This is a genomic window from Bradyrhizobium sp. Ses1 (assembly GCF_059512365.1).
The window spans coordinates 11,374-37,473 of the sequence record NZ_JCAMOQ010000061.1; the positions used below are offsets into that span (position 1 = coordinate 11,374).

General features: G+C 58.7%; 23 protein-coding genes and 1 pseudogene. 11 read left to right on the forward strand and 13 right to left on the reverse strand.

Features of this window, described 5'->3' with window-relative positions:
- Nucleotides 1-529: 529 nt before the first annotated feature.
- On the reverse strand, nucleotides 530-1,417 hold the full coding sequence (locus tag AC5ZG5_RS39805; protein ID WP_456646369.1) for a LysR substrate-binding domain-containing protein: 888 nt from the start codon (nucleotides 1,415-1,417) through the stop codon (nucleotides 530-532).
- A gap of 139 nt (nucleotides 1,418-1,556) precedes the next feature.
- Between AC5ZG5_RS39805 and AC5ZG5_RS39810 the strand changes: the two genes are divergently transcribed.
- The 5 genes from AC5ZG5_RS39810 to AC5ZG5_RS39830 all read left to right on the forward strand — a co-directional run bounded on the left by AC5ZG5_RS39810 (nucleotide 1,557) and on the right by AC5ZG5_RS39830 (nucleotide 7,263).
- The gene (locus AC5ZG5_RS39810; RefSeq protein ID WP_456646358.1) at nucleotides 1,557-2,306 is read left to right on the forward strand and encodes an SDR family NAD(P)-dependent oxidoreductase; all 750 of its coding nucleotides are present in this window, start codon (nucleotides 1,557-1,559) and stop codon (nucleotides 2,304-2,306) included.
- 20 nt (nucleotides 2,307-2,326) lie between these two features.
- The gene (locus AC5ZG5_RS39815; RefSeq protein WP_456646357.1) at nucleotides 2,327-3,172 is read left to right on the forward strand and encodes a transketolase; all 846 of its coding nucleotides are present in this window, start codon (nucleotides 2,327-2,329) and stop codon (nucleotides 3,170-3,172) included.
- Nucleotides 3,169-4,179, forward strand: coding sequence for a transketolase family protein (locus AC5ZG5_RS39820; protein WP_130226743.1), 1,011 nt, complete (start codon nucleotides 3,169-3,171; stop codon nucleotides 4,177-4,179). Before AC5ZG5_RS39815 ends, AC5ZG5_RS39820 begins: the two co-directional genes overlap by 4 nt.
- A gap of 169 nt (nucleotides 4,180-4,348) precedes the next feature.
- Nucleotides 4,349-5,374, forward strand: coding sequence for a TRAP transporter substrate-binding protein (locus AC5ZG5_RS39825; RefSeq protein ID WP_130226744.1), 1,026 nt, complete (start codon nucleotides 4,349-4,351; stop codon nucleotides 5,372-5,374).
- Between the two features lie 5 nt (nucleotides 5,375-5,379).
- Nucleotides 5,380-7,263 (forward strand): TRAP transporter large permease, encoded by a 1,884-nt coding sequence (locus AC5ZG5_RS39830; protein WP_456646368.1) that lies wholly within the window; start codon nucleotides 5,380-5,382, stop codon nucleotides 7,261-7,263.
- 893 nt (nucleotides 7,264-8,156) lie between these two features.
- Here the strand turns inward: AC5ZG5_RS39830 and AC5ZG5_RS39835 are convergent.
- Nucleotides 8,157-9,497 (reverse strand): MFS transporter, encoded by a 1,341-nt coding sequence (locus AC5ZG5_RS39835; RefSeq protein ID WP_456646356.1) that lies wholly within the window; start codon nucleotides 9,495-9,497, stop codon nucleotides 8,157-8,159.
- Nucleotides 9,498-9,965: 468 nt separating this feature from the next.
- The gene (locus AC5ZG5_RS39840; RefSeq protein ID WP_130225954.1) at nucleotides 9,966-10,268 is read right to left on the reverse strand and encodes a hypothetical protein; all 303 of its coding nucleotides are present in this window, start codon (nucleotides 10,266-10,268) and stop codon (nucleotides 9,966-9,968) included.
- A gap of 277 nt (nucleotides 10,269-10,545) precedes the next feature.
- Between AC5ZG5_RS39840 and AC5ZG5_RS39845 the strand changes: the two genes are divergently transcribed.
- The 3 genes from AC5ZG5_RS39845 to AC5ZG5_RS39855 all read left to right on the forward strand — a co-directional run bounded on the left by AC5ZG5_RS39845 (nucleotide 10,546) and on the right by AC5ZG5_RS39855 (nucleotide 13,884).
- On the forward strand, nucleotides 10,546-10,932 hold the full coding sequence (locus tag AC5ZG5_RS39845; protein WP_456646355.1) for a GYD domain-containing protein: 387 nt from the start codon (nucleotides 10,546-10,548) through the stop codon (nucleotides 10,930-10,932).
- Between the two features lie 568 nt (nucleotides 10,933-11,500).
- Nucleotides 11,501-12,058: a YybH family protein gene (locus tag AC5ZG5_RS39850; protein ID WP_080664228.1), complete on the forward strand. Its 558-nt coding sequence runs from the start codon at nucleotides 11,501-11,503 to the stop codon at nucleotides 12,056-12,058.
- Nucleotides 12,059-12,450: 392 nt separating this feature from the next.
- Nucleotides 12,451-13,884, forward strand: a complete 1,434-nt coding sequence (locus AC5ZG5_RS39855; RefSeq protein ID WP_456646354.1) for a sensor histidine kinase — start codon at nucleotides 12,451-12,453, stop codon at nucleotides 13,882-13,884.
- Nucleotides 13,885-14,249: 365 nt separating this feature from the next.
- Here the strand turns inward: AC5ZG5_RS39855 and AC5ZG5_RS39860 are convergent.
- Nucleotides 14,250-14,387: pseudogene (locus tag AC5ZG5_RS39860) on the reverse strand (cytochrome P450); the annotation flags it as partial.
- Between the two features lie 67 nt (nucleotides 14,388-14,454).
- Nucleotides 14,455-15,867 carry an amidase gene (locus AC5ZG5_RS39865; protein WP_456646353.1) on the reverse strand — a complete coding sequence of 471 codons (1,413 nt, stop codon included), beginning with the start codon at nucleotides 15,865-15,867 and terminating at the stop codon, nucleotides 14,455-14,457.
- Nucleotides 15,868-16,737: 870 nt separating this feature from the next.
- Here AC5ZG5_RS39865 and AC5ZG5_RS39870 point away from each other — a divergent pair.
- Nucleotides 16,738-16,971 (forward strand): hypothetical protein, encoded by a 234-nt coding sequence (locus AC5ZG5_RS39870; protein ID WP_130226117.1) that lies wholly within the window; start codon nucleotides 16,738-16,740, stop codon nucleotides 16,969-16,971.
- A 49-nt stretch (nucleotides 16,972-17,020) separates the two neighbouring features.
- On the opposite strand, the gene AC5ZG5_RS39875 is transcribed toward AC5ZG5_RS39870, so the two are convergent.
- The 8 genes from AC5ZG5_RS39875 to AC5ZG5_RS39910 form a co-directional block, all read right to left on the reverse strand.
- Entirely contained in the window at nucleotides 17,021-17,320 is a 300-nt protein-coding gene (locus AC5ZG5_RS39875; protein ID WP_456646352.1) for an arylamine N-acetyltransferase, read from the reverse strand.
- A 165-nt stretch (nucleotides 17,321-17,485) separates the two neighbouring features.
- The gene (locus AC5ZG5_RS39880) at nucleotides 17,486-18,472 is read right to left on the reverse strand and encodes a helix-turn-helix domain-containing protein (RefSeq protein WP_456646351.1); all 987 of its coding nucleotides are present in this window, start codon (nucleotides 18,470-18,472) and stop codon (nucleotides 17,486-17,488) included.
- A gap of 187 nt (nucleotides 18,473-18,659) precedes the next feature.
- Entirely contained in the window at nucleotides 18,660-18,860 is a 201-nt protein-coding gene (locus AC5ZG5_RS39885; protein ID WP_349645078.1) for a hypothetical protein, read from the reverse strand.
- A gap of 342 nt (nucleotides 18,861-19,202) precedes the next feature.
- A complete protein-coding gene (locus AC5ZG5_RS39890; RefSeq protein WP_456646350.1) occupies nucleotides 19,203-19,694 on the reverse strand; it encodes a hypothetical protein in 492 nt (163 codons plus the stop codon).
- A gap of 1,253 nt (nucleotides 19,695-20,947) precedes the next feature.
- Complete coding sequence (locus AC5ZG5_RS39895; RefSeq protein WP_456646349.1) at nucleotides 20,948-21,361, reverse strand: hypothetical protein; 414 nt, start codon at nucleotides 21,359-21,361, stop codon at nucleotides 20,948-20,950.
- A gap of 488 nt (nucleotides 21,362-21,849) precedes the next feature.
- The gene (locus AC5ZG5_RS39900; protein ID WP_130226110.1) at nucleotides 21,850-22,908 is read right to left on the reverse strand and encodes a caspase family protein; all 1,059 of its coding nucleotides are present in this window, start codon (nucleotides 22,906-22,908) and stop codon (nucleotides 21,850-21,852) included.
- A 13-nt stretch (nucleotides 22,909-22,921) separates the two neighbouring features.
- Nucleotides 22,922-23,275, reverse strand: a complete 354-nt coding sequence (locus AC5ZG5_RS39905) for a hypothetical protein (protein ID WP_130226109.1) — start codon at nucleotides 23,273-23,275, stop codon at nucleotides 22,922-22,924.
- Nucleotides 23,272-23,898 carry a hypothetical protein gene (locus AC5ZG5_RS39910; protein WP_130226108.1) on the reverse strand — a complete coding sequence of 209 codons (627 nt, stop codon included), beginning with the start codon at nucleotides 23,896-23,898 and terminating at the stop codon, nucleotides 23,272-23,274. The genes AC5ZG5_RS39905 and AC5ZG5_RS39910 overlap by 4 nt, the downstream gene beginning before the upstream one ends.
- A gap of 134 nt (nucleotides 23,899-24,032) precedes the next feature.
- Between AC5ZG5_RS39910 and AC5ZG5_RS39915 the strand changes: the two genes are divergently transcribed.
- On the forward strand, nucleotides 24,033-24,524 hold the full coding sequence (locus AC5ZG5_RS39915) for a hypothetical protein (protein WP_456646348.1): 492 nt from the start codon (nucleotides 24,033-24,035) through the stop codon (nucleotides 24,522-24,524).
- A 77-nt stretch (nucleotides 24,525-24,601) separates the two neighbouring features.
- Nucleotides 24,602-26,083 (forward strand): trypsin-like serine protease, encoded by a 1,482-nt coding sequence (locus AC5ZG5_RS39920; protein WP_456646347.1) that lies wholly within the window; start codon nucleotides 24,602-24,604, stop codon nucleotides 26,081-26,083.
- Nucleotides 26,084-26,100 lie beyond the last annotated feature (17 nt).

The window sequence follows — 26,100 nt, forward strand, 5'->3', positions numbered from 1 at the left end:
GGAAGATCGGCGCGTCCACATCCTTGTTGATGGGACGATCACTTGGAGTCCCTCATGCAAGCCACTGGCGTGCATTCGGCACAACTAACGAACCCCAGCGCGCGAAATCGTAGTTTGGGGTACAAAATCGTGTAAATGGCGGAGAGAGTGTCAGTCAATCCCCATTGAAAGATAAAGCGTTTCTGTCTTTCCTTGACCAAAACCCACACTCTAAGCTACGCTGGAAGATAGTATTTTGTCTCCGACAGAATCTCTTTCCGCTGATAGATCTTTTCATCGACAACAGTACCTTATGCCAGTTTCGCGACGCAGCGTGGTGCGGCGTATGAATGAGCGTGGCGGCGAGGTCACAGATGCTGCAAAACACGATCCTTGGGACTGGTCGGATGCGTTGTCCCTTGCATGTCGGGCGACCATTTGCCCTCCGAAGGCAGCCGCCGCGCGATGATCGGAATTGATGCACAGCGGCGAGAGCGCACTGCGCCACCGGCTGGCAGATGGCCAGCGGGTTTTCCTAACTCAACTCGAACTAACCCTTATCGGCCAGCGCGAGTTCCGACGTGATCCAATCCACGAACGTTCGCAGGGCGCGGCGTTGCCGACTTGCACGCGGAAATGCCAGATGATGGCCGACGTATCGAATGTCGACAGAACGACCGACCAACGGCGCCACCAATCTGCGAGATGCCATTTCACGCTCGGCCAGACGAGTCGATTCCAAAGCAACGCCGACACCGCCGCATGCCATGGCTATCGCGAGGAAGCTGCGATCAAAACGCATTCCGTGGATGGCCGGCGGCTCAAGTCCGTTCGCAGTGAACCATTGATGCCACTGCACTTGCTTAACGTCTGAACGGATGAGCACCGCGCCCAAAAGATCCTTTGGCTTGCGAATCTTTTTCGCGACTTCAGGCGTGCAAAGCGGGGTAACAGTTTCTTCCCCAAGAGGTATCACATCGACGCCTTCGCCGCGCGGCTGACCATAAACAATGTCAAGATCGAAGTCGTCATTGGTGAACCGAGCATAGTCGGTGTTGGCGGCAAGCCTCACTTCGAGCCGCGGTTCGGCAGCGAGGAATTTTGTCAATCGCGGGGCCAGCCATTGCGCGGCGAAACTTGGCGCACAATGCACCCTCAAGAGCTGCGGCCCGCGACCGGCAACCTCTTCGATGCCACGTCGCAGATTGTCAAAAGCCGCGCCGGCGTGACGCATCAGGTTTTCGCCCGCCGGCGTCAGACGGACGGAACGTGCACTCCTTTCGAACAGAGTGGTGCTCATCGTGCTTTCGAGCTTGCGGATGGCGTGACTGACTGCGCTCGGAGTCAAATGCAGTTCGTCGGCCGCGCCGCTGAAGGAGCCGGTGCGCGCAGCCGCCTCGAAGGCTCGGATCGCCGAGATCGGGATGCTCGACAGCAGCATGCCTATGAGTGAACCAGATTCACATATCCAAGACAACAGCGCGTTTGTCCCTGCAGCGCCTCGGACCTAGGAATGGGGTGAAGAGGACCGGCTGCCGACCGCAGCGCCTTGGAAGAATAGACACAGGGAGGATCGAATGCTGCTTCGCGGCAAGACAGCCATTATTACAGGTGCGGCTTCGCCGCGCGGAATTGGCCTCGCGACCGCCAGACGGTTTGCCGAAGAAGGCGCTCGCGTCGCTATCCTCGATCTCGATGGCCCCGCCGCGCAAGCCGCCGCAAAAGATCTGGGCGACGCTCATATTGGAGTGGCTTGCAACGTCGCCGACCAGGCCGCTTGCCTGAAAGCGGTCGAAACCGTCGCCAGCGTCTTCGGTCAGATCGACGTCTTGATCAACAACGCTGGTATTACCCAGCCGGTGAAGTTCCTCGACATCAAGCCGGGCGACTGGGACCGGATTCAGGACGTCAATCTCAAGGGCATACTGTTCCTGTCTCAGGCGGTGATTCCGCACATGCAGAAGCGCAAGTCCGGATCCATTGCGTGCATGTCGTCCGTATCAGCCCAGCGCGGTGGCGGCATTTTCGGTGGACCGCACTACTCGGCAGCAAAGGCGGGCGTCCTTGGGCTTGCCAAGGCGATGGCGCGGGAATTTGGCGCCGATGGAATTCGCGTCAACTGCGTCACGCCGGGATTGATCGGCACCGACATCACGTCCGGCAAGCTCACTGACGAAATGAGGGCGAAGATTCTGGAAGGCATTCCGCTGGGAAGGCTCGGGGAAGCGAAGGATGTTGCGGGAATCTACACATTCCTCGCTTCGGACCTTTCCGCCTACGTCACCGGCGCGGTGATCGACGTCAACGGCGGGATGCTCATTCACTGAGAGAAGCGATGGAGAGAAGGATGTCCACGAATACGTTTGTTAACACGCCGACCCTTGCACAGCGTGCGCGCAACATTCGCCGTAACGCCCTGCTCATGGGCGAAGTGCAAGGCCAAGGCTACATCGCGCAGGCTCTCGACATCTCCGATGTGCTAGCGGTCGCATACTTTCACGCGATGCGCTACCGGCCCGAGGAGCCCATCTGGGAAGATCGTGACCGTTTCCTTCTTTCCAACGGCCACTACGCCATCGCCCTATATGCCGCACTGATCGAGGCCGGCATTATCCCGGAAGCCGAACTGGAGACGTACGGCTTCGACGAAAGCCGTCTTCCAATGTCTGGCATGGCCTCCTACACGCCCGGCATGGAAATGTCCGGCGGGTCACTGGGCCTCGGACTAAGTATCGCGGTCGGCATGGGTCTCGGCTTGAAGCGAAAGGGCTCCAAAAGTCGCGTCTTCACACTGTTCTCCGACGGAGAACTCGACGAGGGTTCGAAGTGGGAAGCGATGATGTCGGCAGCACACCACAAGCTCGACAATCTGATCGCGATCATCGACGTTAACAATCAGCAGGCCGATGGCCCCTCAAAGCAGATGCTGGGATTCGAGCCGTTGGTCGACAAGCTCGAAGCCTTTGGCTGGTTCGTAGGCCGGGTCGACGGCAATGACCTCGACGCCGTCGTAGCGGCCTTTGACGCAGCGAGTTCGCACCCCGAACCGCAACCGCGCGTGATCGTCGCCGACACCCTCATGGGAAAGGGCGTTCCTTTCCTGGAGCAGCGCGAAAAGAACCATTTCATCCGGATTGAGCCGCACGAATGGCAGCTCGCCCTGGCAGAACTCGATGCGGGAGACAGGTCATGAAATCGGCAGCCCCAGCTAGCCCCGGGAAACCGCGGCTCACTACCTCTGCAATGATCGCGTCGATCGCGGCCGAAGGCCAACGGACCAAACCTGCGCCGTTTGGCCACGCGCTCGTCGAACTGGCACGGAGCCGGCCGGAGGTCGTCGGGCTCACGGCCGATCTCGGCAAGTACACGGACCTGCATATCTTCGCGAAGCAGTTTCCGGATCGCTACTATCAGATGGGCATGGCCGAGCAACTGCTGTTCGGCGCCGCCTCTGGATTGGCGGCCGAAGGCTTCATGCCCTTTGCGACGACCTATGCGGTGTTCGCGTCGCGACGCGCCTACGACTTTATTCATCAGACGATTGCGGAAGAGGACCGCAACGTGAAGATCGCTTGCGCCTTGCCCGGCCTCACTTCCGGTTACGGCCCAAGCCACCAGGCGGCGGAAGACCTCGCCCTCTTCCGCGCGATACCGAACATGACGGTGATCGATCCTTGCGACGCTCATGAGATCGAGCAAATCGTTCCGGCCATCGCCGCTCATCGGGGACCGGTGTACATGCGACTGCTGCGCGGCCAGGTGCCGCTTGTGCTCGACGAATACAACTACCGCTTCGAGCTCGGCAAGGCGTCGCTAATCCGCGACGGGCGGGAAGTCCTGATCATCTCTTCGGGCATCATGACCATGCGCGCGCTGGAAGCCGCCAAAGCGCTTGCTGACGACAAAGTCGATGCTGCCGTGCTGCATGTTCCGACCATCAAGCCGCTCGATGAGCAAGCGATCCTGCGCGAGGCCGGCAAGCCCGGTCGCCTCGTTGTCGTCGCCGAGAATCATACCACCATCGGCGGCCTCGGGGAGGCGGTTGCGGCTCTGCTGATGCGTTCGGGAGTCCATCCTGCCTTCCGTCAGGTCGCGCTACCCGACGAGTTTCTTGCCGCAGGGGCGCTCCCCACGCTGCACGATCGCTACGGAATTTCCACTGCCGAAGTCTCGCGGCAGATCAAGGAGTGGCTGCGCTAAGCGCGCATCGTCCCTTCGTCACGTTCGACTGCGAAAAAACATCGGCTGCGCGGCCCCACCGCGCAGAAGGATGGCTGCTACCCGAACCCGGCGTCCGAGAGCCGGTCGAAGCTGCAATCATGTCCCGCTACCGGTGAATAGACCACTTCGCACTAACAAGGAGGAACCCATGACCCAACGTAAACCGATCGCCATCAGTCGTCGCAAATTACTCTTGGCCGGCGCGGCCGTCCCGTTCTGCGCCATCCTCACACGACCCGCTGCGGCGGCAGAATTCACATACAAGCTTGCGACCGGGCAGGACCCGACGCATCCCGTAAACGTTCGCGCCAAAGAAGCGGCCGATCGCATCAAGGAGGCGACCGGCGGACGTCTCGAGATCAACGTTTTCCCCGCCAATCAACTCGGCTCGGATACCGATCTCTTGACACAAGTTCGCAACGGAAGTGTCGAATTCTTCAACCTCTCCTCTCTGATCTTGGCCACGCTCGTGCCGGCCGCCGGCACCGTCAACCTGGGCTTCCTATTTCCCAACTATGATGCGGTGTGGAAGGCCATGGATGGCGAACTCGGCGCCTATATCCGCGCGCAGATTGCAAAGACGCCGATCATGGCGGTGTCAAAGCCGTGGGACAACGGCTTCCGGCACATTACGTCCTCGGGGCGCGAGATCAAGAAGCCGGAGGATCTCAAGGGCTTCAAGCTGAGGGTCCCTGCTGCTCCGAATTTGACTTCGCTGTTTCTAGCTCTTGGCGCGGGTCCGGCACCGATCAACTTCAACGAAGTCTATTCCGCGCTGCAGACCAAGGTCGTTGATGGTCAGGAAAATCCGCTTCCGATCATCGCGACGGCGCGCTTGTATGAGGTGCAGAAGACCTGCAGCCTGACCGGGCATGTTTGGGACAACTACTGGATTCTCGGCAACAAGCGCGCCTTCGAGAAGCTTCCGAAAGACGTGCAAGAGATCGTGACGCGCGAGTTCGATCGCTCTGCGAATGATGAACGGGCGGATATCGCGAAGCTCAGCGAGTCCCTACGCAACGATTTGACCGCAAAGGGCATGCAATTCCTCGAGGTCGACCGATCGGTCTTCCGCCAGGCGCTGGCGAAGACGAGCTTCTATGCCGACTGGAAAGCCAAATTCGGTGAAGAAGCATGGGCGCAGCTCGAGAAAGCCGCCGGTAAGCTGGGTTGACCGCCATGGAACACGGACACATAGAAGGGGCGGCTCTTGCCCTTCCCGAACCGGCCTCCGGATGGCGAAAGATTGTCGTGAGCGTGAACCGCGCGCTCAAGCCTGTCGTCGCCGTCCCTGCCGCACTGCTCGTCGTTGCCGAGGTGATCGTCCTCTTTGTCGGCATCATTTCCCGCTACGTGCTCCAGGCGCCGATTGTCTGGTCGGACGAACTTGCTGGCATTCTGTTCCTATGGCTCGCGATGCTGGGATCAGTTATCGCTTTCCAACGAGCCGAACATATGCGGATGACGGCGGTCATCGGCATGATCCGCCCTGAAGCCAGGTTGTTCCTCGATGTTTTCGCGACAGCCGCATCGTTGGCATTCCTGCTTTTGGTCATTCAACCGGCGTACGAGTTCGCGGCCGACGAAGTCTATGTCACCACTCCTGCACTGGGCATCGTCAACACCTGGCGGGCCGCCGCGCTTCCGGTCGGAATTGGCCTGATGCTGATCGTCGCAAGCCTAAGGCTGGCGGCCACGGCCAATCTCAAGCACCTCGTTGGGGCCGTCGTCGCGGTGGGATCGCTGGTCGCAGTTCTGGCGCTACTAGCGCCGGTGCTGAAACCGCTCGGCAATCTCAACTTGCTGATCTTCTTTGTATTCATCGTCGGGGCGATGGTTTTTGCGGCGGTGCCGATCGCCTTCGCGTTCGGCCTGGCAACCATCGGCTATATCACGCTGACCACCAGCACGCCCGACGTGGTTGTCATCGGCCGCATGGACGAAGGCATGAGCCATCTCATCCTTCTTGCGGTACCCCTGTTTGTATTTCTCGGTCTGTTAATCGAAATGACAGGCATGGCACGCGCCATGGTCGGGTTCCTTGCCAGCCTGCTCGGCCACGTCCGGGGCGGCCTCCAGTATGTGTTGGTCGGTGCGATGTACTTGGTCTCAGGCATTTCAGGATCCAAGGCGGCCGACATGGCGGCGGTAGCGCCCGTGCTTTTCCCTGAAATGACCAAGCGCGGCGCAAAGCGCGGCGACCTCGTCGCACTGTTGGCGGCTACCGGCGCCCAGACCGAGACGATCCCTCCCTCCTTGGTGCTGATCACGATCGGATCGGTGACCGGCGTGTCAATCGCCGCGCTGTTCACCGGTGGGTTATTGCCAGCCATCGTGCTCGCGATCGGGCTGTGCGCGGTCGTGTGGTGGCGATACCGTCGGCAGGACTTATCCCACGTCAAGCGAGCGACGGGCCGAGAAGTTGGTCGTGCGTTTCTGATTGCTATTCCCGCTATTGCCCTTCCCTTTGTGATCCGCGCCGCGGTTATCGAAGGGGTCGCGACTGCGACCGAGGTTTCGACAATCGGCATCGTCTATTCCATATTGGCTGGGCTTCTCATCTATCGCCAGTTTGACTGGCGTCGCCTCTATCCGATGCTGGTTGAGACCGCGGCTCTCTCCGGCGCGATCCTCTTCATCATCGGTGCGGCGACGGGAATGGCCTGGGCTTTGACCCAGTCGGGCTTCTCGGCATGGCTTGCGAAGTTCATGACCTCCTTGCCCGGTGGTGCGCCGGCATTTCTGATCGTCACCATCATCGCGTTCGTCATCCTCGGGAGTGTACTCGAAGGTATTCCTGCCATCGTGCTCTTTGGACCACTGCTCTTCCCCATTGCTCGTCAAGTGGGCGTCCATGAGGTCCACTATGCGATGGTCGTCGTTCTCGCGATGGGAATCGGTCTTTTTGCCCCGCCCTTCGGCGTTGGCTATTACGCAGCCTGCGCGATCAGTCGAATTCATCCCGACGAAGGCATGGGTCCGATCGTCGCGTACATACTGGCCTTACTCCTCGGCACACTTCTAGTGGCTGTAGTGCCGTGGATTTCTATCGGGTTTTTGTAAGCCCGTTGGTGGGAGGTGCGGAGATCGTTCGCACCTCTCGTTCACCGCTTAGACAGTTTTAGATGTCTGCATTATGCACTTCGAGACCGTTGCCTTGAACCACCCGCTAAGCAAAGCTCTAGAATGCCCTGCGTGTGCAACGGCGTGATATCGCGTGCAACACCGTCCAAATCGTAGTCCGGCGTACAAACTCGCATAAATGGCGGAGGGAGAGAACCTGTAAAGAAACTTGCTCAATCGCTACGGCTCAGGTGTTCTCGGTAGGCGAGAGAAACCCACCTTTCGGGACTTCTCCCGTGCAGAGCCGCCAGCCTTAGAGGGCCTGAAGCCGACCTTCAGGCGCCATCTTGATCCCTTAGAACGGGTTACGCGGCCGGATGCCGCGCGAGGCCCAGCTCAGCGATGAGCGGCGGTCCAGACAGGGCTCCGCGACCCTATCAGACTGAATCCCGGCCTCTGTAAAGGACGCAGAGGCCAAGACCAGCACGGCCCGATCCCCGCCTTTGAGCCGCCGCCCGGCCGTACGAAGCGGCGGATGCTGCCGCTCTCAAATTTACGCCGCTTCGGAACTCTGGGCGGCGACAGCTCGTGTAGAGCGTAGCGCTGCGTGAAACCTGCCGGCCTCGGCTTTGTGCAAAGAATCCTTCGGTCGCATGCGAAATATGGGAGTGATCGTTGCCCCCGCGGTTCTATCCAGGCTGAACCGGAGTCTGGCTCCTGAAGGAGAACCCTCACCTGCCGGTCTGATGGGATGGCTGCGCGTTACCACAGCGGCTATCTCGTTTCGCGGCGGCGTGGAGCGCTCTCTCACGCAGATGCCTTGGCGACCGGGAACGGCTTCACCTGGAATCGGTCCACATCCCAAACTCATCGACTCTCATCGCCTGGTCCTCTCAACGGGCCGCCGCCGGTGCGGGCCCGCCCGGCGCAGCGCCGGCCATCTCTAGTCGCGGACTAACTTTAAGCGTCAGGACGACGAGGCCACCGACCAAGGCGCAACCGGCCAAGGCCAGCAGCCCGGCGGTGAAGCTGCCGGTCGCATCTTTGAGGTAGCCCATAAGGAAAGGCCCGGCGAACCCGGACAGGTTGCCGAGCGCATTGATCCCCGCGATCCCGGCTGCAGCCGAAGCTCCCGTCAGGAACGCGCTGGGTATCGGCCATAGCAGAGGGGGCGTCGCGGAAACGCCGATCTGGCTCAGGCAGAGGAAGCCAAGCACCAGCGCCGGGGCGGAGACGAGACCCGCGCCGGCCAGACCGATCGAGGCGAGAAGCATGGCGAAGCAAACGTGCTCCCGACGCCTCAATGTGCGGTCGGAGTTGCGGCCCAGGAGGACCATTCCGACGGCGCCAAACAAGAACGGCACAGCGGACAGCAGACCGGTCTGGAAGTTGCTCACGCCGAAGTCCTTGATGATCGTCGGCAAGAAGAACGCCACACCATAGCTCGCCGCGTTCAGACAAAAGTAGACGAACGCGCAAGCAAGGACACGGAGGTCGGTGAGCGCCCTGACGATGCCCAGGTGCTCGACGGCCACCTTATGCTGCCGTTCGGATTCTAGCCGTTGTTCGAGCCAGCCCCTCTCGTCGTTGGCCAGCCACGTGGCAAGCGCCGGTCGATCGGTCAGGTAGAAGACGACCCCGAAGCCCATTAGTATCGACGGCAAGGCTTCGAGGATGAAGAGCCATTGCCAGCCATCCAATCCAGCGCCGACGATGTTCAGCAGAGCCCCGGAAATCGGGCCGCCCACAATCGACGAGAACGGTATTGCCAGCATAAACAGCGAGACGACCCGGGCGCGGTAGATCGAGGGGAACCACAGCGTCAGGTAAAAAATGATCCCGGGAAAGAAGCCCGCCTCGGCGAGACCGAGCAGAAAACGGAGGATGTAGAACACCCACTCGGTCGAGATCCCGGTAGCCGCTGAGATCGAGGGGATGAAGGCGAACAATCCAGAGATGACACCCCAGCTCAGCATGATGCGGGCGATCCAGAGCCGAGCGCCGAACCTATCGAGCGCAAGGTTGGATGGTACTTCAAACAGGAAATAGGAGATGAAGAACAGGCCCGCACCGAAGCCGTATGCAGCCTCCGACAGGCCGAGCGCCGAATTCATCTGTAATTTGGCGAAACCGACGTTCACCCGGTCGAGGTACGCGACGAAGTAGCAGATGAAGAGGAAGGGCAGCAAACGCCACATTATCTTGCGGATCGTCCTTGCTTCGATCTCGTCCATGACACCGTTACCTCCGTGTCGGTGGAGCTTGGGCGGCCTGCCCGGATCACTTTGGGGGCACTCATTTTGCTGCCAATCGGTTGGCTCTGATCCGATGGGAGTCAATTGCGGGTCGCGCCGTGTGACCGCATTTTCTGAGCGGCAAGGTCAACCCTTCAAAACCAGCTCCTACAGACAAGACACCGCTGCACCGCAGTACAGACATCACGGCTGCCGTCGGCGCTGGATCTGACTTAGGGACAGGCTTTCCGATGCTAGATTACAATGCAAGCTGAACACTTACGATGCAAGCTGAACACGACCTCGGTTGCAAACCCAAGTTCCTTCGCGTGAATTGGTTCCTTTACCACAGCTTCCGCGTGAAAGTTAAAGCCGGTTAGGCCATCATGGCAAACACCATGGACGACCCGCCGCAGATCGCAGATTGGCAATATTACTAACCTATAACGGTACCTCCGCCGTATGGATCTACCGCGATTTGCCGGGTTCTGAATGACCGCCCCGCTGCGCGACCCCAACAACCTGATAGCGATCATTTACGATTGGGCCGCCGCCAATGCCGCCAGGCAGCATCGCGGACACTTCCATCAATTTCACTCCGTGTTTGGTCGGCCTTGCAATGATCTTTCCTAGGCGTTTGCTGAGCTCGTCGTGCGGACCGTAGTCTGGAAATCCCAGTGCGATGATGTCCTCATCTGCACGCTCAGGAGATGCCGCGTGGAGTGAGTTAAGATAAGTTCCTGAAGGCACGTGGTGGTCGAGTATCAGCAAATCGCGATGCTCTGCGTCGGCGACTGGAAGGCGTGACCTTGTACTTCACTGAAAATGCCGCCGGTTTGTAGAGGTCAGCGCGCTTAACGGGCTGAAGCTCCGCGAGAACATGATGCAGAAAAATCAGGAGCGATCAGAAAGCGGAGGCCGGCAGGATTTCCGTATTGCGACCGGTGGCTAAGATCTGCGGGCTACGGCTAAGGTTCAAGGCCGATCCGCGCGAGCGGTCGGCGACCTAAAATGAGCGACGACGGAGCACGTTAGACAGGAGAACAATATGACAATCTACATTTCGCAAGGGCGGTACACCCCGGCGGCGATCCGCGCAATGACCGCGAAGCCGGAGAACCGTTCTGAGGCGATCGCTGAGATGCTCGCCCCCGCCGGCGGTCGTCTAATCAGTTGGTACCTCACCTTGGGACGGTACGACTGGCTGATAGTAGCCGAAGCACCCGACGAGCGTACACTGGTGTCGGCCGTGCTTGCGGCGGCAGCTGGCGGAAGCCTGTCCGACATAACCACGACGGTGGCACTCTCGGCCGACGATACAGTAAAGGCTTTCGGTCAGGCGGGTGAGCTTGCGAAGAAGTTCAGATCGGCCGGAGCCGACTACTACGGGGTGCCGGTCGAGTCGGCTCGCGAAATTGCGACGGACCCAAAGTAGTAGAACCTCCATACGCCACGTGGATGGCAGAGACTATGCCGACGGGCGTTCGTAAAGCGAGCGGCCAGTCGCTTCCGGTCTTGCCCGATGAGCGGACATTCTTGGTGTCCGTCGGCAGGTCTCAGAAGGGCCAAGAGGCGACCTAGCGCGTTCGGGTTCAGCTCGGATCGAATGGCGGGTCGGCAGACTTGGCTTCCCGCCACCACCACACCTGAACGCAACTCCGGATTTCCGAAATTTCTATTGCAGGCATCCTGCCCCCATCTGCAAATGGCGATGTCTTTCCCTCTCTTACCTCGGTCCGGCGTCCCGTCGGCGACGTGGCGCACGACAAATCCACCGTAATGCCGGGGTCATGGTCAAGGACGGCGGCGCGTCGGGACGCGCAACCTCGATTGGTCCAACGGCGGCAACGGGTTTAGAAGTCTCTGTAGAGGCGGCTGGTGGCATTCGTCGCTACGGTATCACGCGGCGGCAATAACGATCGTCTATCGACTCTATGGCGAGAGGTGATTTCCCTCGCCGGCGTTGCAAGCTCATTCTTGTCGGGTGGTGGATATCTCGATGAATGCCGGAGCGACGAAGCGGTCAGGCTTCAGTCGTCCCGCCCCCCATATTGATGATGGAGGTGAAGATGCTATCCTGGAGAACGCTGTCGATTTTGACGCTGCTGCTCCTGATCGGCATCGCGGTCTGCGCCGACAAGGCAGCGGCGCTCCCGGTGCGTGCTGACCTGTCCGCTGACGAGCAAAAGATTCGCGAGTTGGGCCAGAAATGGGATGCGGCGGTGCGGGCTAAAGACGCGGTCGCCTGCGCGGGATTCTATGCGTCCGACGGTGCGATGCTCAACGCCAATGCGCCACTCGCGCGGGGCACTGTGGCCATCACCGCCGCCTGGCAGAGACTGCTCAGCATGAGGAATGTCAACCTGACCTTCGCCTCCACTCAGCTCATTGTCTCGAACGATGGCGACATGGCTTATGACGTCGGTACTTATGAGCTGAGCTTCGACGACAATAAAGGAATGGTGAAAGACGTCGGCAAATACGTTACCGTTTGGACGAAGGTCGGCGGCGAGTGGAAAGTAGCCGCCGACATCTCCAACAGCGATGGCGCGATGAAGTAAACAGAATTCCGGAGCATAGTCATTCGTAACGGAGGAGCCACTGAACGATTGACGAGGCCGTGTACTCATAAATTCCGGCGGCGGGGGTTACGACGGTTGATGTCCGGTGTACCCTCGGAAGCGGCGGAAGAGCAAACATTCGCGAAGGTCCGCAATGGGTCATTCTCGACAAAGCCAGCCGGTCCAGTCTGGCATCTGATGTCTGCTTTGATCTGAAAGTGACGAACGCGCTGCTTTGCAGCGAAATGACGCGATGGGCCATGACCGGACATTTCGTCGGTCACAGAGTGCGAGCACCCGCTAGCTGTTTCGAATAATTGAGACTAGATTAACGTTCTGCGCGTGCGACACGATCGGCTAAGTTCATTCGGCCGCGAGTTCCGGACGAAGCCATGATCTCGGAGTCCGTGCCTCTGATGACGGCTATCGATCTCCTGATCATAGCAGTTACCGTCTATGGCATATGGCGTTGCCGACTGATCAGTCATGGAAAGCGCTTCGAACGGCCGCGAATCAGCCTGCTGCTCATCAACTTGGGACTGCTGGCTGTTGCTTTGTTTTATGCGGCCGACCTAGCGACCATGTACGTTCTTCCGATGGTCACTGGGATGGATGAAGCAAGGAAGGCCATGGAGGCTCTTCATCGCGACCTCAACTGGCTGGTCATTCTGTTCGCGATGATTTCCATGTCTATCGGCTTCATCGAACTTCTCGTCGAACTTCAAAGACGGGAGGCGAGAGTGCGTCGCCTGATCGACGCCAACATCGTCGGTATCTTCATCTGGGGTCCTAACGGTCGGCTCGTTGACGCGAATGAAGCCTTTCTCCGCATTACTGGATACAGCCGCGACGATCTCGTCTCCAAGCGCCTGCGTTGGACGGAATTGACTCCCGCCGAAACGCGCAGTGTCGACGAGCAACGCTTGGCCGAGCTAAAGGCGACCAGAGTGATCCATCCCTACGAGACAGAATACGTCCAAAGGAACGGTGGCCGCGTGCCGGTACTGGTCGGAATGGCGATGTTCGAAGAAGCGTCAGAGGAAGGTGTTGCCTTCGTGCTCGACCTGACCGCTCAGAAGAGAGCCGAACGGGCATACACTCAGGCACAGATGGAACTCGCGCACGCGAACCGCGTCGCAACGATGAGCCACCTGACGGCATCAATTGCCCACGAAATCAAGCAGCCGCTCGCAGCGGTCGTCGCTTGCGCCAACGCCGGCTTGAATTGGCTCCGTGCCCAACCGCCAAATCTGGACGAGGGCCGGCACGCGTTCGATGCTATCGTACAGGCGGGCGTCGGGACCAGCGACGTCATCGACCGGACACGCGCGCTGGTCAAGAAGGCCCCTCCGCGAAGGGACGCATTGGCTATTAACGAAACGATCCTCGAGGTCGTTGCACTGACCCGACACGAAGCGGCCAAGAACCGTGTTTCCGTTCAGACGCAGCTCACCGAGGGGCTGCCGCCTGTTCAAAGGGATCGAATCCAACTGCAGCAAGTCGTCCTCAACCTGATTATCAATGCGATCGAAGCGATGAGCGGCTCAGACGAAGGGACGCGACAGCTGCTAATCAACACGGACAGAGTCGACCAGAAAGAAATACGAATCGCGGTGCAGGATTCGGGCCCCGGCATGGCGCCCGAGAGCATCGATCGCCTCTTTGATCCCTTCTACACGACCAAGTCGAGCGGTTTGGGAATGGGTCTCTCGATCTGCCGCTCAATCATTGAGGCGCACGAGGGACGATTGTGGGCAACCGGGGCCGAGCCCAAAGAGGCCGTTTTTGCCTTCACGTTGCCTGTGCGCCCGGACAATCGGTTGTGATCCGCGTGCGCCGTCTCTGATTACCATCCGCGCAGAGCGCGGGCCGACGCGAAGGCCCGATACGGGTCAAAAGCCGTAATACTTGCGGCGAGCGAATCGAGTCCGGTTTGCCTCTGAGAGCGGACCACATCGCGACAGATCAAATCTGTCGCAATGGGCCAGGACCGGACGTTGCGCTGAGGAACGAGAAACCACGTCTCAGAAAAAGCGGTCTGGGGAAGTTTGAATGTTTATAGAGGGTCGTCCAAGCGGCTCGGAATGCGCTGTTTGGGCCGGCTGGAGTCTCGGACCCAAGCCAAAAATCCTTCGAATCAGAGGGTGCCGCCGCAGGAGGCGGCACCGATCTATCGCGTTATGCTCCCGGCTCAGCCTTCAATGCGGACCGGCATGGTCTCATACCCCTTGATCAAGTTCGAATATACCCGGTTCGGCTCGTCGAGGACTTCAATTGTGTCGAGGCGCTTCAGGATCTCTTCCCAGATGATCTTCAGCCGAAATTGCGCTCACACTCGGGGTTCCTGCTTTCGCAGGAACGACAGCGAGTATGTGTTACTCTGCTTGCCCCGGCCTTCAGCGCACCGGGTCAATCGGCGTCGCGACGCCCAGGCGGGCCTCGATGGCTTCGGCCGCTTCAAGGCACAAATCCTCGCGCAACCGCTGGCCCGTGATCAGCACGCCGATCGGCAACCCCGTCGCCTCGTCACGTCCGGCCGGCACGCAGGCCGAAGGCAGCCCGAGCAGATTGGCCGGAACGACCGGGCGCATCATCTCCTTGGTCGCGGCCGCGCCGGCGGGGGTTGCCGAATCAAAACCATGCTCGAACGGCAATTGCGTCCAGGTCGGCGACAGCAGCAACGGCCGGTCCGCCATGAAGGTCGACCATGCGCGCGCAATACCGTCGCGTTCGGCCATCAATTGCGACCATGACGCGGTGTCGGCCAAAGGCGGTATGCCCTCATTGAAGTTGTTCAGGAAGGCCAACGCGTCAGTGCCCATCATCGGGGACAGCAAATTCAGCACCGAGCCGAAATCGCCCATGATCAGGCGGCGCCAGCAGCCGATCGCATCGTCGTAGCGCGGCGGGCAGGCTTCTTCCACGACATAGCCGGCGTCAGTCAGTGCGTGAGCGGCACGCCGCACCACAGCCGCCACCTTTGGATCGGTGCCGCCGCCGGGCGGCTCGGGCAGCACGGCCACGCGAACCGGCCGCGCCAAGCCCGGCCCCTCGAACGGGGCATCGATCGACCAGGGGTCGCGCGGATGCGCGCCCATCAGGACACGCAGGCCGAGGCGCACATCCGCCACGCGGCGGGCCATCGGCCCCTGCACGTTCATCAGCTGCACCGCCAGCAAGCGGTCTTCGACCGGCACAAAGCCCGCGTCGGGCACCCGGCCGGCGGCTGGACGGATGGAGGCGATGCCGCAGGCGGTCGCGGGAATTCGCAGCGAGCCGCCGAGGTCGTTGCCAAGGCCGATCGGGCTCATGCCGCTGGCCAGCGCCGCGGCCTCGCCGCCGCTCGTGCCGCCTGCGGTGCGGCCGGGATGCCAGGGATTTCGCGTCAGGCCGTGCAGCGAACTGTCGGTGTGCAAGCGCAGCGCCATGTCAGGCAGATTGGTGCGGGCGATCGGGATGGCGCCGGCGGCGCGCATGCGTTCGACGACCGGCGCATCAACTGGCACCACCGCCTGGGCCAGCGCAGGCACGCCCCAGGTCGTGGGCAGGCCGGCCATGTCGATGTTTTCTTTCACGGTAAAAGGCACGCCATGCAGCGGGCCAACGGTCTCGCCGCCGGCGAGCTTTTTGTCGGCGAGGGCCGCAGCCGCGCGGGCCTCGTCGGCCAGCACGCGCACCACCGCATTCAGCGCCGGGTTCACCGCATCGATACGCGCCAGATGGGCATCTATTACCTCCGCCGAACTCAGTTGCCGGCACGCAATGCCCTGCGCCAGTTCAGTGGCCGAGAGTTGCCAGATTTCGCTCATCGCCTACTCCAACATGAAATGCGCAGCGAAGCTGCGAGTACCCCGTCCAAACAGCATGCTTTACTCTGAGCACAGTACTAATGATCCGGCTTGCTGATGTCGTGAGACACAGATGCCCTTTCAGTTGGATGTAAGCGCACATCCGCTAACGCGTTACCGGCGCCAGAGCCTCACACCTACCCTAGGAACCCCGAGCGAAGCTGCTCGATGATCATCACGGGCACGCACGATAAATCGTGGCCAGGGATACCGGTATGAAATCGAATGATGATCCGTCACCAACGCCAGAACGCGCGTTTGCGATGTGGGCTAGTGGCCCCTAGCGCATATGGCCTCTGTTTCGGTTCACGTTTGCTTCGTACCTTCAACGGACGTTCGGCCGTCTTTGATGCAGGACTCGCAACTGGCTATGTGGGCAATTGCCTTTGCGAGCTGGTTGGTTGTCCCTGAGCGTTTTGGGCCATGGCCGCCCGGGGCCGCTGGCGCTTTTCCATCCCTTGCTAAGGTTCAAACGCCTTCTCTGATTTTGGTCAATGCTCTACTTTGAGGCGCGTGAACCATCGGACCATGAACCTGCCTGACGAGCCATGTCCAGGTCACGAGACGCCGAAGCCCAAGTCATCGCTTATTGTAGGAGGCGCGGCGAGTCATCGAAGATTACGCGAACGATCTGCGGAGATCATCAAGAAGCTCCGCAAGCGGCTTCATTCAGGCCGTCCATGCCATCGTATTTAACTGACCTGGGTTGAATTGGACAATTTCCGAGTTCGCCAAACGGAGTATGCTTTGATCATCATCGGCTAAGGCGTTGCCGTAGGCGCCGATGACTGAGAGACCGATCGCGCTCCCGCCTGCAACGGGAAGCCGCCAATGTCTCAAATTTCCGACCGTCTCATCCTTGCTCGTCGCCATGTTGCCAGAGGTCGCCAGATCGTCGAAAGGCAGCAACTGCTGGTCCGCAAGAGACGTGTAAACACAGCAGAAGCCCGCAAGCTGTTAGCTCTGTTCGAGGCAACACAGGCCATCTTCGAGGATGATCTGGATCGCCTCTTGCAGGAGGAGAGCGACGGCTACGACCGCCTCAGTTGGACGCCTGCTCGTTAGAGTGTTGCCTATTGGCCCGAAGCGCCGCGTAGCCCGAGGTGCGGCTATCCTATCGGTTGGGTGCGCTGAACACGCTACTCGATTCAGTAATCTCTCGGCCTATCGCGTGGTGACGATAATCGACATGAATCCATTCCGCTTTTGCGATAAGGCGAGAGTAAACAAGCTTCTGCTGCAACGAAGCCAGATCCAATCTGACCGGGCGTCTCAGTAGCGGGTTGAGGCCTTCGAAAGGGATTGCGTTTACGTGAGCGGCATGAATGGCCGCGAGGGTCGCCCAATCTGGTTTAATCGATCCCGCAAAGCCAATGCGCGCAAGATAGTGATCCAGCTGAAAATGCTCTGGCATGGCGACTCCTATACGATCGCGCCTCGGATAAGGCGGCAACAGCATAGGTCTTCTTGTTGTGATGAGACCAAACGAACGGCAGCCGGATCAAACGCGCCTGCGCTAGGTACCTGCCTCCCAACCGAACTTTTTCGAAGAACGGTCATGGCCTGCTAGGATGGCTGCTCAATCTTCGGAAGCATGCGCGTCGCGTTCAGCGGCGTCCGCGATATAGCGATCAGTTCCATCAAGGCTCGGCGAATGGCCAAAGCGTTGGCGGAATCGGCGAGAGAAATACCGATAATCATTGAAGCCACAAGCGTACGCGATTTCGCTGAGAGGCTGTCGTGTGTTCAGCGTCGTCCGGCGATGGAGAAGGTGCGCGGCGTGATCCAATCGAACTGATTGGACGAAGCGATTGCAGGCCAGGCCGCGTGCCGCGAACAGCTTCTGAAGATAGCGCGGCGAGATCTTCAATTCTACGGCTATATCCCAGAGACCGAAGCCGGGGTCGGAGAACCGCTGCTGGATGATGTCGCAAACCCGGCCGAACAATCGATCCGTGTGAGCTGATATGGACGGCTGATCGGATGGAGCAAACAGTCCGCTGAGCAGATCATAGATCACCAGCTGCATAGAGGCTTTGGCCCTTTCGGGCATTGACTCCTCATCCTCGTTGCAAGTCAGGAGATCGACCAGGATACGTCCCGCGTGAGTGTCCTTGCGCCCACTCACGCCACCCCGCGGCTCGAAACCAAGATGAGTGACCACAGCCTGGCGCGGCAAGTGCAAAGTCCGCCACCGTCCACTGGCATTCTCAATGGCGTATGTCAGGGGCCGCGCCACATCGATCAACGCCACCGTGCCCGGGGTAAGATCGACAGTCCGATCATTTTGAGTGACGCTCGATTCGCCGTCGGTCTGAATGACCGCATAATAGTAATCGGCGTCGTCGAGGCGGATGTCGCGCGGCGTCCGATCGACGCGATCCACGTTTAAGCCAATATCCACCGTCCGAAGCCCATAGAGGCTCCCGGGATTGGCTTGGCCGACAAAAGACTTGGATTGGGCAATCCGCGGTGTATGGCGGCAGCAGGCAACAGCGTGTGCGGCGCTGCGCCAGCTTTCATAGTCCAAGTCCGCCTCGCTGAGGCGATGAACGTTCGACTGCATCGGATCTTTTCCGTGCGCTACTGCGCTTATTATCGGGAGCCTGCCCCTTCGACACCGTTGCTCCGGAAGCCTCTCCGGATTGTTGAGATGATTAGCACCCCCTCGCCCACCCACCGATATCGTTTGGCGAAAGCGCGTTCGCCAACTGAGAACACGCACCAATAACGCCCCGGGCCGCCGCAGACTATCATGAGCTGGCGTCCGCCGCCTGCTCAATCAGCACCGCCACGGTGCGGGGATTGGAGACGTAAATCGCGTGACTTCCCGGGACCTCGCCGGCCGTCGAGCCCGCGCGCTTCGACATCTGCCATTGCGCTGACTGCGGGATCATCTTGTCGTCCCTGGCCACGAGATTTTTGAGTTGCTGGTCAATGGCTTTCTCCTTCACTGAAAGATGGACATGAACTGGTGTCTGCATGGGCTTGCGTCGCGTGCACGCGCGACGGCGCGTCCGTGCAGTGGGCACATCCGTTCATTGCGATACGCATTTGTTGCGTCATCTGACATCTCTCAAGTCGGGTGATCCAGCGATCTCACCTATGAATCAATGATCGCCTTCCAAGCTCCTGATTTACGGAGTTGGAACTGAAGCCTGCCGCTCGTGCGGTTGTTGCAGCGAAATATGTTCTGGTCTTGGGCAGAAAACAGTACCGAGATCAGCGATTCTGGCTGCACCATGGACCAATGGCTTCTCCTTCCGTCGCAATCGACCGCGCCAAGAAAATACCGCTCATCGATCAGATTTATCGGGCGATCCGGGAGGCAATCGAGCCGGAAGGCTTGCTTCCGGTGCCAGGTTGCCGTACCCGAAGAGCTTCATGAATTCGCCAACAGTGGGGCCTTTGCGGCTGGGGCCTGATGGTGCCTCAGCAACATCGGCTCCGTGAAGACTGCGCCGCAAGTTGCTCCTCTGCTGCTGGCCTTGAACAACACGGCGACGTATGGCGGCATGGCCTGCTCGGGATTGTTCGGCGGCATCATACTTCTGTTTGTCGACCGGCACCTCCTCAGTCTCATCGGAGCTGGTGCCCTCGCGATCGCTCTTCTTTTCGCGGAGATCGCGCACGCGACGATCGTGCGGTGCGCCGTAGGAATTCGGATCTGAATCGCTCGCAAACGATATCTGACGAATCCCGGCGGGAAAATAGCGCACGCCATTTCGAGCGGACTGCCGCAAGGCCGCCGACGAGAATGCTGCCTTGCGGTTGCGTCCAGCCCGCATCGCCCGACTCGAACGAAGCAATAAATCTGCATAGGGCGCCCCCAAATCATACTCATCAATCGATCAATGAAGGTTAGTGCACCTCAGTACTGCTAATCGTGCGCCGTAGGCGCACGACGACGGCCACGCCGTATTCTGATGTCGGCGACCATCCAGTAGGTACGTTTCGCAGCGCCGGCTTCGCGCATGTCTCCGACGATCTGAGCCATTCCTCCTTGTAGTCAACTCGCCTTCGCATTGTCCCCTATCCGTCATCAAGTTCTCTGGTGGCGTATCAAGATCAAAGACAAGCTCGTTGACGGCATGATTGCTTCGAGCGAGAATTGCTGGCGCTTTCTTCTTCGCCTGCGACATCGAGAAAAAGGCCGCCAAGCTCGCTGGCGTTGTGCGCACGCGACTGGGGCAAAAGCTCGGCCTGCTGACAAAGGATGTGTTCGAATTCTGCTGGATTGTAGATTTCTCGATGTACGAATCCCCGATCTGCACATCGATACGATCAAGGTGAAGACACGGGAGCGCAAATGGCCATAAGAGCGAACTGAAGAATGTAATTCTCACCGCGTTTCGATCTTTCGCGTTTTTACACAGCCAGGGTCACTAACGGACGACGGTTCGAACCGGCAGCACGTCTGGTTTCTCCCCAACATCGGACGTCATTCGGATATGCGTTGTTATGGAAAAACTGGGCCAGTGAATGACCACAAGGCTTTCCTTCGCTATTGGAACTTCGACAATTCGGATCTTACTTAGAGGCCCGCCGGCGACGATCCGGATTCACTCGGATCGATTCTATTCCTCCGGGATCAAAAGGTGGCTGCTGTATCCGCGACCTTCGCGCTTGCTGCAAGTTTGTTGAGATCACCGCGTTCGCACCGCGCGGAGCTAACAAGGGTTTTGATCCTTGAGTGTCGCGAAAGCAACCTAGCCACTGTGAGAAGCGCCAGCGCGGCGATTCCGGTCATGGGAGCAGATGATGTCGCCAGCGCAAATCCGACGTGGGTGACCACGAGGTAGAAGCGAATAAGGATTACTCTATACCGATTGAACATTGTTTACTCCCCAAAAAGACGATGGGCGGGCGGGAAAGGCGTCCGCCGAACCATTCAATGGTCCGATCCAACTGCGTTTTTGGGGAGTTGACGATGGCGCAAAGCCCCCATCGATTTGCGCGCCTCCAAACGCATTGGAGTCACGCTCACCCGAGAGGGTCAAGACAGAGCTTATGCGATAGCTTTACTGTCGAGACGGAGTGCCTAGCGCTGAGAGACGTCGCAGCTAGAATTGAGTTTCTTCGAACTCAAGATTTCGACGACCGAGCCATCGGCACCGATCGTTCTAACCGGGCTCGTGCCGTTCTCGCGCGCAAAACCAGACATGACGAGGCACTTCAGCGCGTCGCCCTGCCTGTAGATCGGAATGACCGTGCGAAAGGCGCCTTGAACCAGGCTCACTTGGTAGAATAACGTACTGCCTTCAAATTTCCAGACAACCTCACCGCCACGAGCGTTCTTTTTCTCCTCACCCAATTCGAAGGTAAGACTACCCGCGATCGGTGAGCCAATCGGATTGTCGTTCTTATCGAAACGCTTCTGCTCACGCTCGACCTCAATCGAGTCGTTGGAGAGAACCTTGATCTTCAAGGCCTCGGTGACATGCGCAACGAACACTGATCCATCCTTCAGTCTGACTGCGTTCTCATATGAAGTTTTCGTCGAGACAACCGATGCTTCCAGCTCTCGAAATTCGATGGGGATGCGACTTTCGTCCGGAGGCAGAGGAGCAATGTCGGAAATTGGGCCGCGGGCAACTCTTTCTGAACTAGGCTTAGGCGACTTCGAAGCTGGATTGGGCACTGCTCGATTCGATGGAGGCGAACGTTCTGCGTCAGAATCTGCACCCATTGCCTTCATGACGCATCTTCGCACCACAGGCGAGGCAGTTGAGCGACACCTTTCCAGATTTTCTGGACCTCCCCCAAGCCTCTGCATGCAAGCTTGAACTATCGGCCGCCCCAGGCTCATTCGACAATTTGCTATAGCCTCTTCGCGGTTTGCGGCACCAGCTTCCTGACAACATAATGTTGCCGCCGCGATCATCAAGAAAGCTCGAAGCGCCTTGGGTCTGCAAACCTTAATCACTGTGCGCCCCCTCAACATCAGCAGTAACGTTTGCCTTTCAGCTCAAAGCACTTGTCCGGGATTGCGACGCTCCCCGGGGCAACCGGCAATCTCGAGGATGAGGACGGCTTGCACCCGCCCGTGCCGGCACGCAGGCTGCCATCCTGACACCGCTCCCCATCGAGTGTTTTGATTATAGCTTCGGCCTCGGATCGATATTGGCTGGTGGGAAACTGACGAATGAATTTAAGTAGATCTTTGACGCTAGATTTATCGAGAAAATTCCAGGCCGCCTCATCCGCGGTATTGGCTGGTTCAGCCTGGCCATTCAGATAGATGCGCTCGGCGCCGAGCGATCCATAGGTGTAAGGCTCCTGACGATGATTGGTTGCTTTCAAAACATCGTCGCGAATTGTTCGCAGTAAGAAGTTGATCTCGAGATTTTGCTGTTCGATGTGGGCAAGCAACGAACTGGCAAATGGGCTATTTCGCCCTGCCCCATCTTCGGCAAGCGTTCCCTGTTTGGCGGAATAAGCGACGACGGTCGAGCCCACGGGCTGCAGGTTGTTTAGTCCCCGCCCGATCGCACGCGATGCAACGGTTCGCTTCATGGTGTTTTCAAAGTTGTTTGCTCGGCACGCGTCCAGAAATACAAGCCTTAACCTCTTGGCACCAGCAACAGCCTGAAGAACTCTCGCGAGCGGAACAGCTTCGTCTTCCACGTGGGTGTCGCGATCGAGCTTTGCGTCGATCGGAACCAGGAAGTTGCTGCCATCGATCTCAATGCCGTGCCCCGCATAGAATACGATGGCAATGTCTGCTTCGAGAGCCTCATCCTCGAACGCCCGTAGCGCCCGCAGGAACGCTAACCGGTCCGCATTCATCGCGATCGACACCTTGAAACCAACGCGCCTGAACGCCTCTCCGATATCAGAAGCATCATTCGGCGGATTAGAGAGTGATGCCACGTATCTGTAGCTGCCGTTTCCGACGATCAGCGCTACCCGCTTCGGAACGCCAGCCTCGGCTTTCGCAAGTTCAGGAAATTGAAAGACGACCAACAATACGAAAAGGGCAAAACGAAAAACGATCGGCATGGAAATGTCCTGGCTACTTTCTGCTTTTCTCCGCTGCTACTCGCTTGATCAGCAGAAACAGGTCACGAGCCGCTTCCGGGTTTGAACGTTCGAGCTCGTCCAAATCGGGATCGACAACCGATTCATCTCGCGACTGCAGACTCTCCTCAGATCCTGTCGAACGCGAGCCAACCCGGTTCTGCTGCATCAGATCAAGCGCTTGCCGGACCGCTTGTGGGTGCGATTTCATCAATGTTTGAAGGGTTTGATTACGGTCAATGATGCTCAGTTCGGCCTTGGAGAACGATTGATCGGACGCCGACCTTGCATTGCACGGAAGCGCAACCTGCAGGGCAACAAGGAATATGAGAGCTGCCGATTTGGTCATGGGTGTTTCAGCCTCACTAGATTGATGCGCAAATCCCGGACAACGCGCCCGTACACGTCTTCCATTTTCCCGTTTGATCTAACTATAAAGGTGCCATACGGGGTTTTCTCGCGATGTAGAAAGCCAGCCTTGGCCGCACCCACAACCAGCTTTCTAGTGGTCTCTACTGACATAATAGTAACCAGCAAGCGGCCAAGGTTCGATTGATCGATTGCTCCGGCCTGATCCTTCCAGTTCTGGATCAGTCTCGGCAGAGTGTCGGATGTAAAGATGGCGAGAAGCAACCTGTCGCGCTTCAATCCAATTCGCCGCATCTTCGAATCATCACGAGTAAGTTCGGTCAGATATGCATTGTGAGCTTCGGCAAGATTTCTAATGTCATCGCTGGTTTCAATCTTGCGGGCCTTCAATAAATAGAAGAATTCACTGAACTCATACATCGCATCACTTCTGAGGAGCTCGAGCACCTCTTCATCGCGACTTTCGCTCGCTGCGCAAAGCTCCTGCTGAAATTCTTGGCGCGCGCGGCGAAGCTCCCCGATCAACTCGAGATCAGCGGTGATCTCTCGCTCGGCAGTCCAGTCTAACAGCTTTCCGGTGCCCGCTTTTGAAACCACCGGCATCGCCCCCTCCAAATCATTTGGAGCCTACAAATTGCACTGGAGCTCTCCAAATTCCTCGTCTCTTTTTACCGCGAAAAACCCGAGCATAATCCACTCATCGTCAATCGACGACATCAAACATACAGGAGAGAGCCATGAACATCACCGCGAAGAACCTCGCCACCGCCGCCAGCCTCGCCCTCTTCGCGATCGGCGCGGCGTACCTAGGTACCTCTGCCGTTGTCGCCCATCCGAAGGTCACCGTCCAGTCCTCCGCGCTTACCGTGGACAACCAAATCCGAATCCATGGCAAGGCCGACCGGAATGGCTTTGGGCACCTGTACCTGCTCTCGGCTTCGGGCAGAGCTTTCGTGGTCCGGGAGAACGTGCCGATCGCGCCCAAGGGCGAGCTCGAGTGGAATGTGACCGGGCCCTCCAGCGGAAGCCACTCGTTCGGCAAGGATCGGGTCATCTTCGTAACCACAAAGTCCAAGATAAACGGCTTTGCAGGTGAAACCTCCGTGCGAAAACAGTACTCGCTGGATATCGATGAAGCCGCGTTTCGCCGGGCGCTCAAGGCGAAGACCGATCGGCTGGCGAAGAACGAATGGTCGGTTGCCGAAGCCACCGTCGTGACCGTCAAGTAAGCGAGTTGCCTTTTCCGTGGTAGTTGCAATACCCTGGAGACCTGCTCATTAAGCAGGTCTCCGCTTTGAGAATGATCATGTTAAAACGTTTTCATTGCTTCACTATTGCTTCGCTGTTCGTGATGGGCTTCGCACCCGCGCTGGGTGATGGCCGTCCAACCGGAATAGCAAACAACATCGACTACGAGACCACGTACCGCAACCTTCTTCCCGAGACGGAATCGACGACGCGGGGAGGCGATCCCATCTATCGAATCGTTGGCGGCAAACCCGCGCGGCCCGGAGCCTGGCCGAGCATGGTGGCGTTGATCTTTCGCGATCGCCCTATTTGCGGCGCAACGGTCATCGACAAGTACTGGGTTCTTACAGCGGCTCACTGCGTCGCCAACCGAGATATCGCCGAGTTCGAGATCGAGGAGGGTACGGTTGAACTCAACACTACAGGTCGACGGATATCGATCGCAGACATTGTCATCAACCCGCGATATCGCGGCGGTCCGCCCACCAACGATACTGCGCTGTTAAAGCTTAAAACGGCTGCGCTTTCGCCACGACAGACGCTACTGCGCGGGCAAGCTCGCGACACCATTCCTAGGGAGGGCGATTTAGCCACCATCGTTGGGTTTGGAAGGATTCTTGCGCGTCCGGCGCAGGCAGGACAAGGCCAGACCGGAATGGCCTCAAACCGCTTGCTTCAGGCTGACGTCCCCATTGTTGGGACGGCGCGATGCCAGAGCCGCTACGGCGAAAGCCGCATAACGGCGGCGAATCTCTGCGCGGGCTTCGAGGACGGCCAGTCTGACGCCTGCCAGGGCGACAGTGGAGGCCCTCTGCTTTACCGAGGACCACTCGCGGAAACGATCCAGATCGGAGTGGTAAGTTGGGGTGCAGGATGCGCCCAGCCGAGATCGTATGGGGTCTACGCCTCCGTGGCCAATGCGGAGGGCTGGATACGCGAACTCGTCCCAACCGCCAAGTTCGCTCAAGCCTCGGACGAAGGCACCGGGAGTGGGACGGCTTTGTCTTCCGTTCCCGCCTACCTTAGCCAGGCTCTTGCAAAGATCCTCGGAAACACTCAGGCGTCTAAGCCCAGCACTCTGGCTCAGCTCTCGATCGAACTTCTCTCTGGCCCAAGCGCGCGTCTCGGCGACTTGATCCAGCTCCGTGTCATCAGCTCCATCGATGGAAATTTGGTGGTTTTCAACCGCGACCCTGATGGAAAGACTTATCAAATTTATCCCAACAAGTTCATCAAGAACGATGTAGCCGGCAAAATCCGCGCAGGTGCAGCCCTGATCTTGCCCGACCAGGCAGACAGCTTCCGTCTTCGCGCCACACCCCCTCTCGGCAAGAATACGCTCATCGCTGTGGTCCTGCCGCCGCAGACCCCGATCGACGATCTAACAAAACTAAACGATGACTTGGGCGTGATAGCCGATCCAAAATCGTTGTTTGATTCGCTTGCGGATCGCGAGGTGAAGACTCGCGGGATCAAAGTCGAACCCGTTGCCCCCATCAATCGCGCGATCGCGCAATTGACCTATGAGTTGGTTAAATAAGTAGCCTTTTGGAGGTT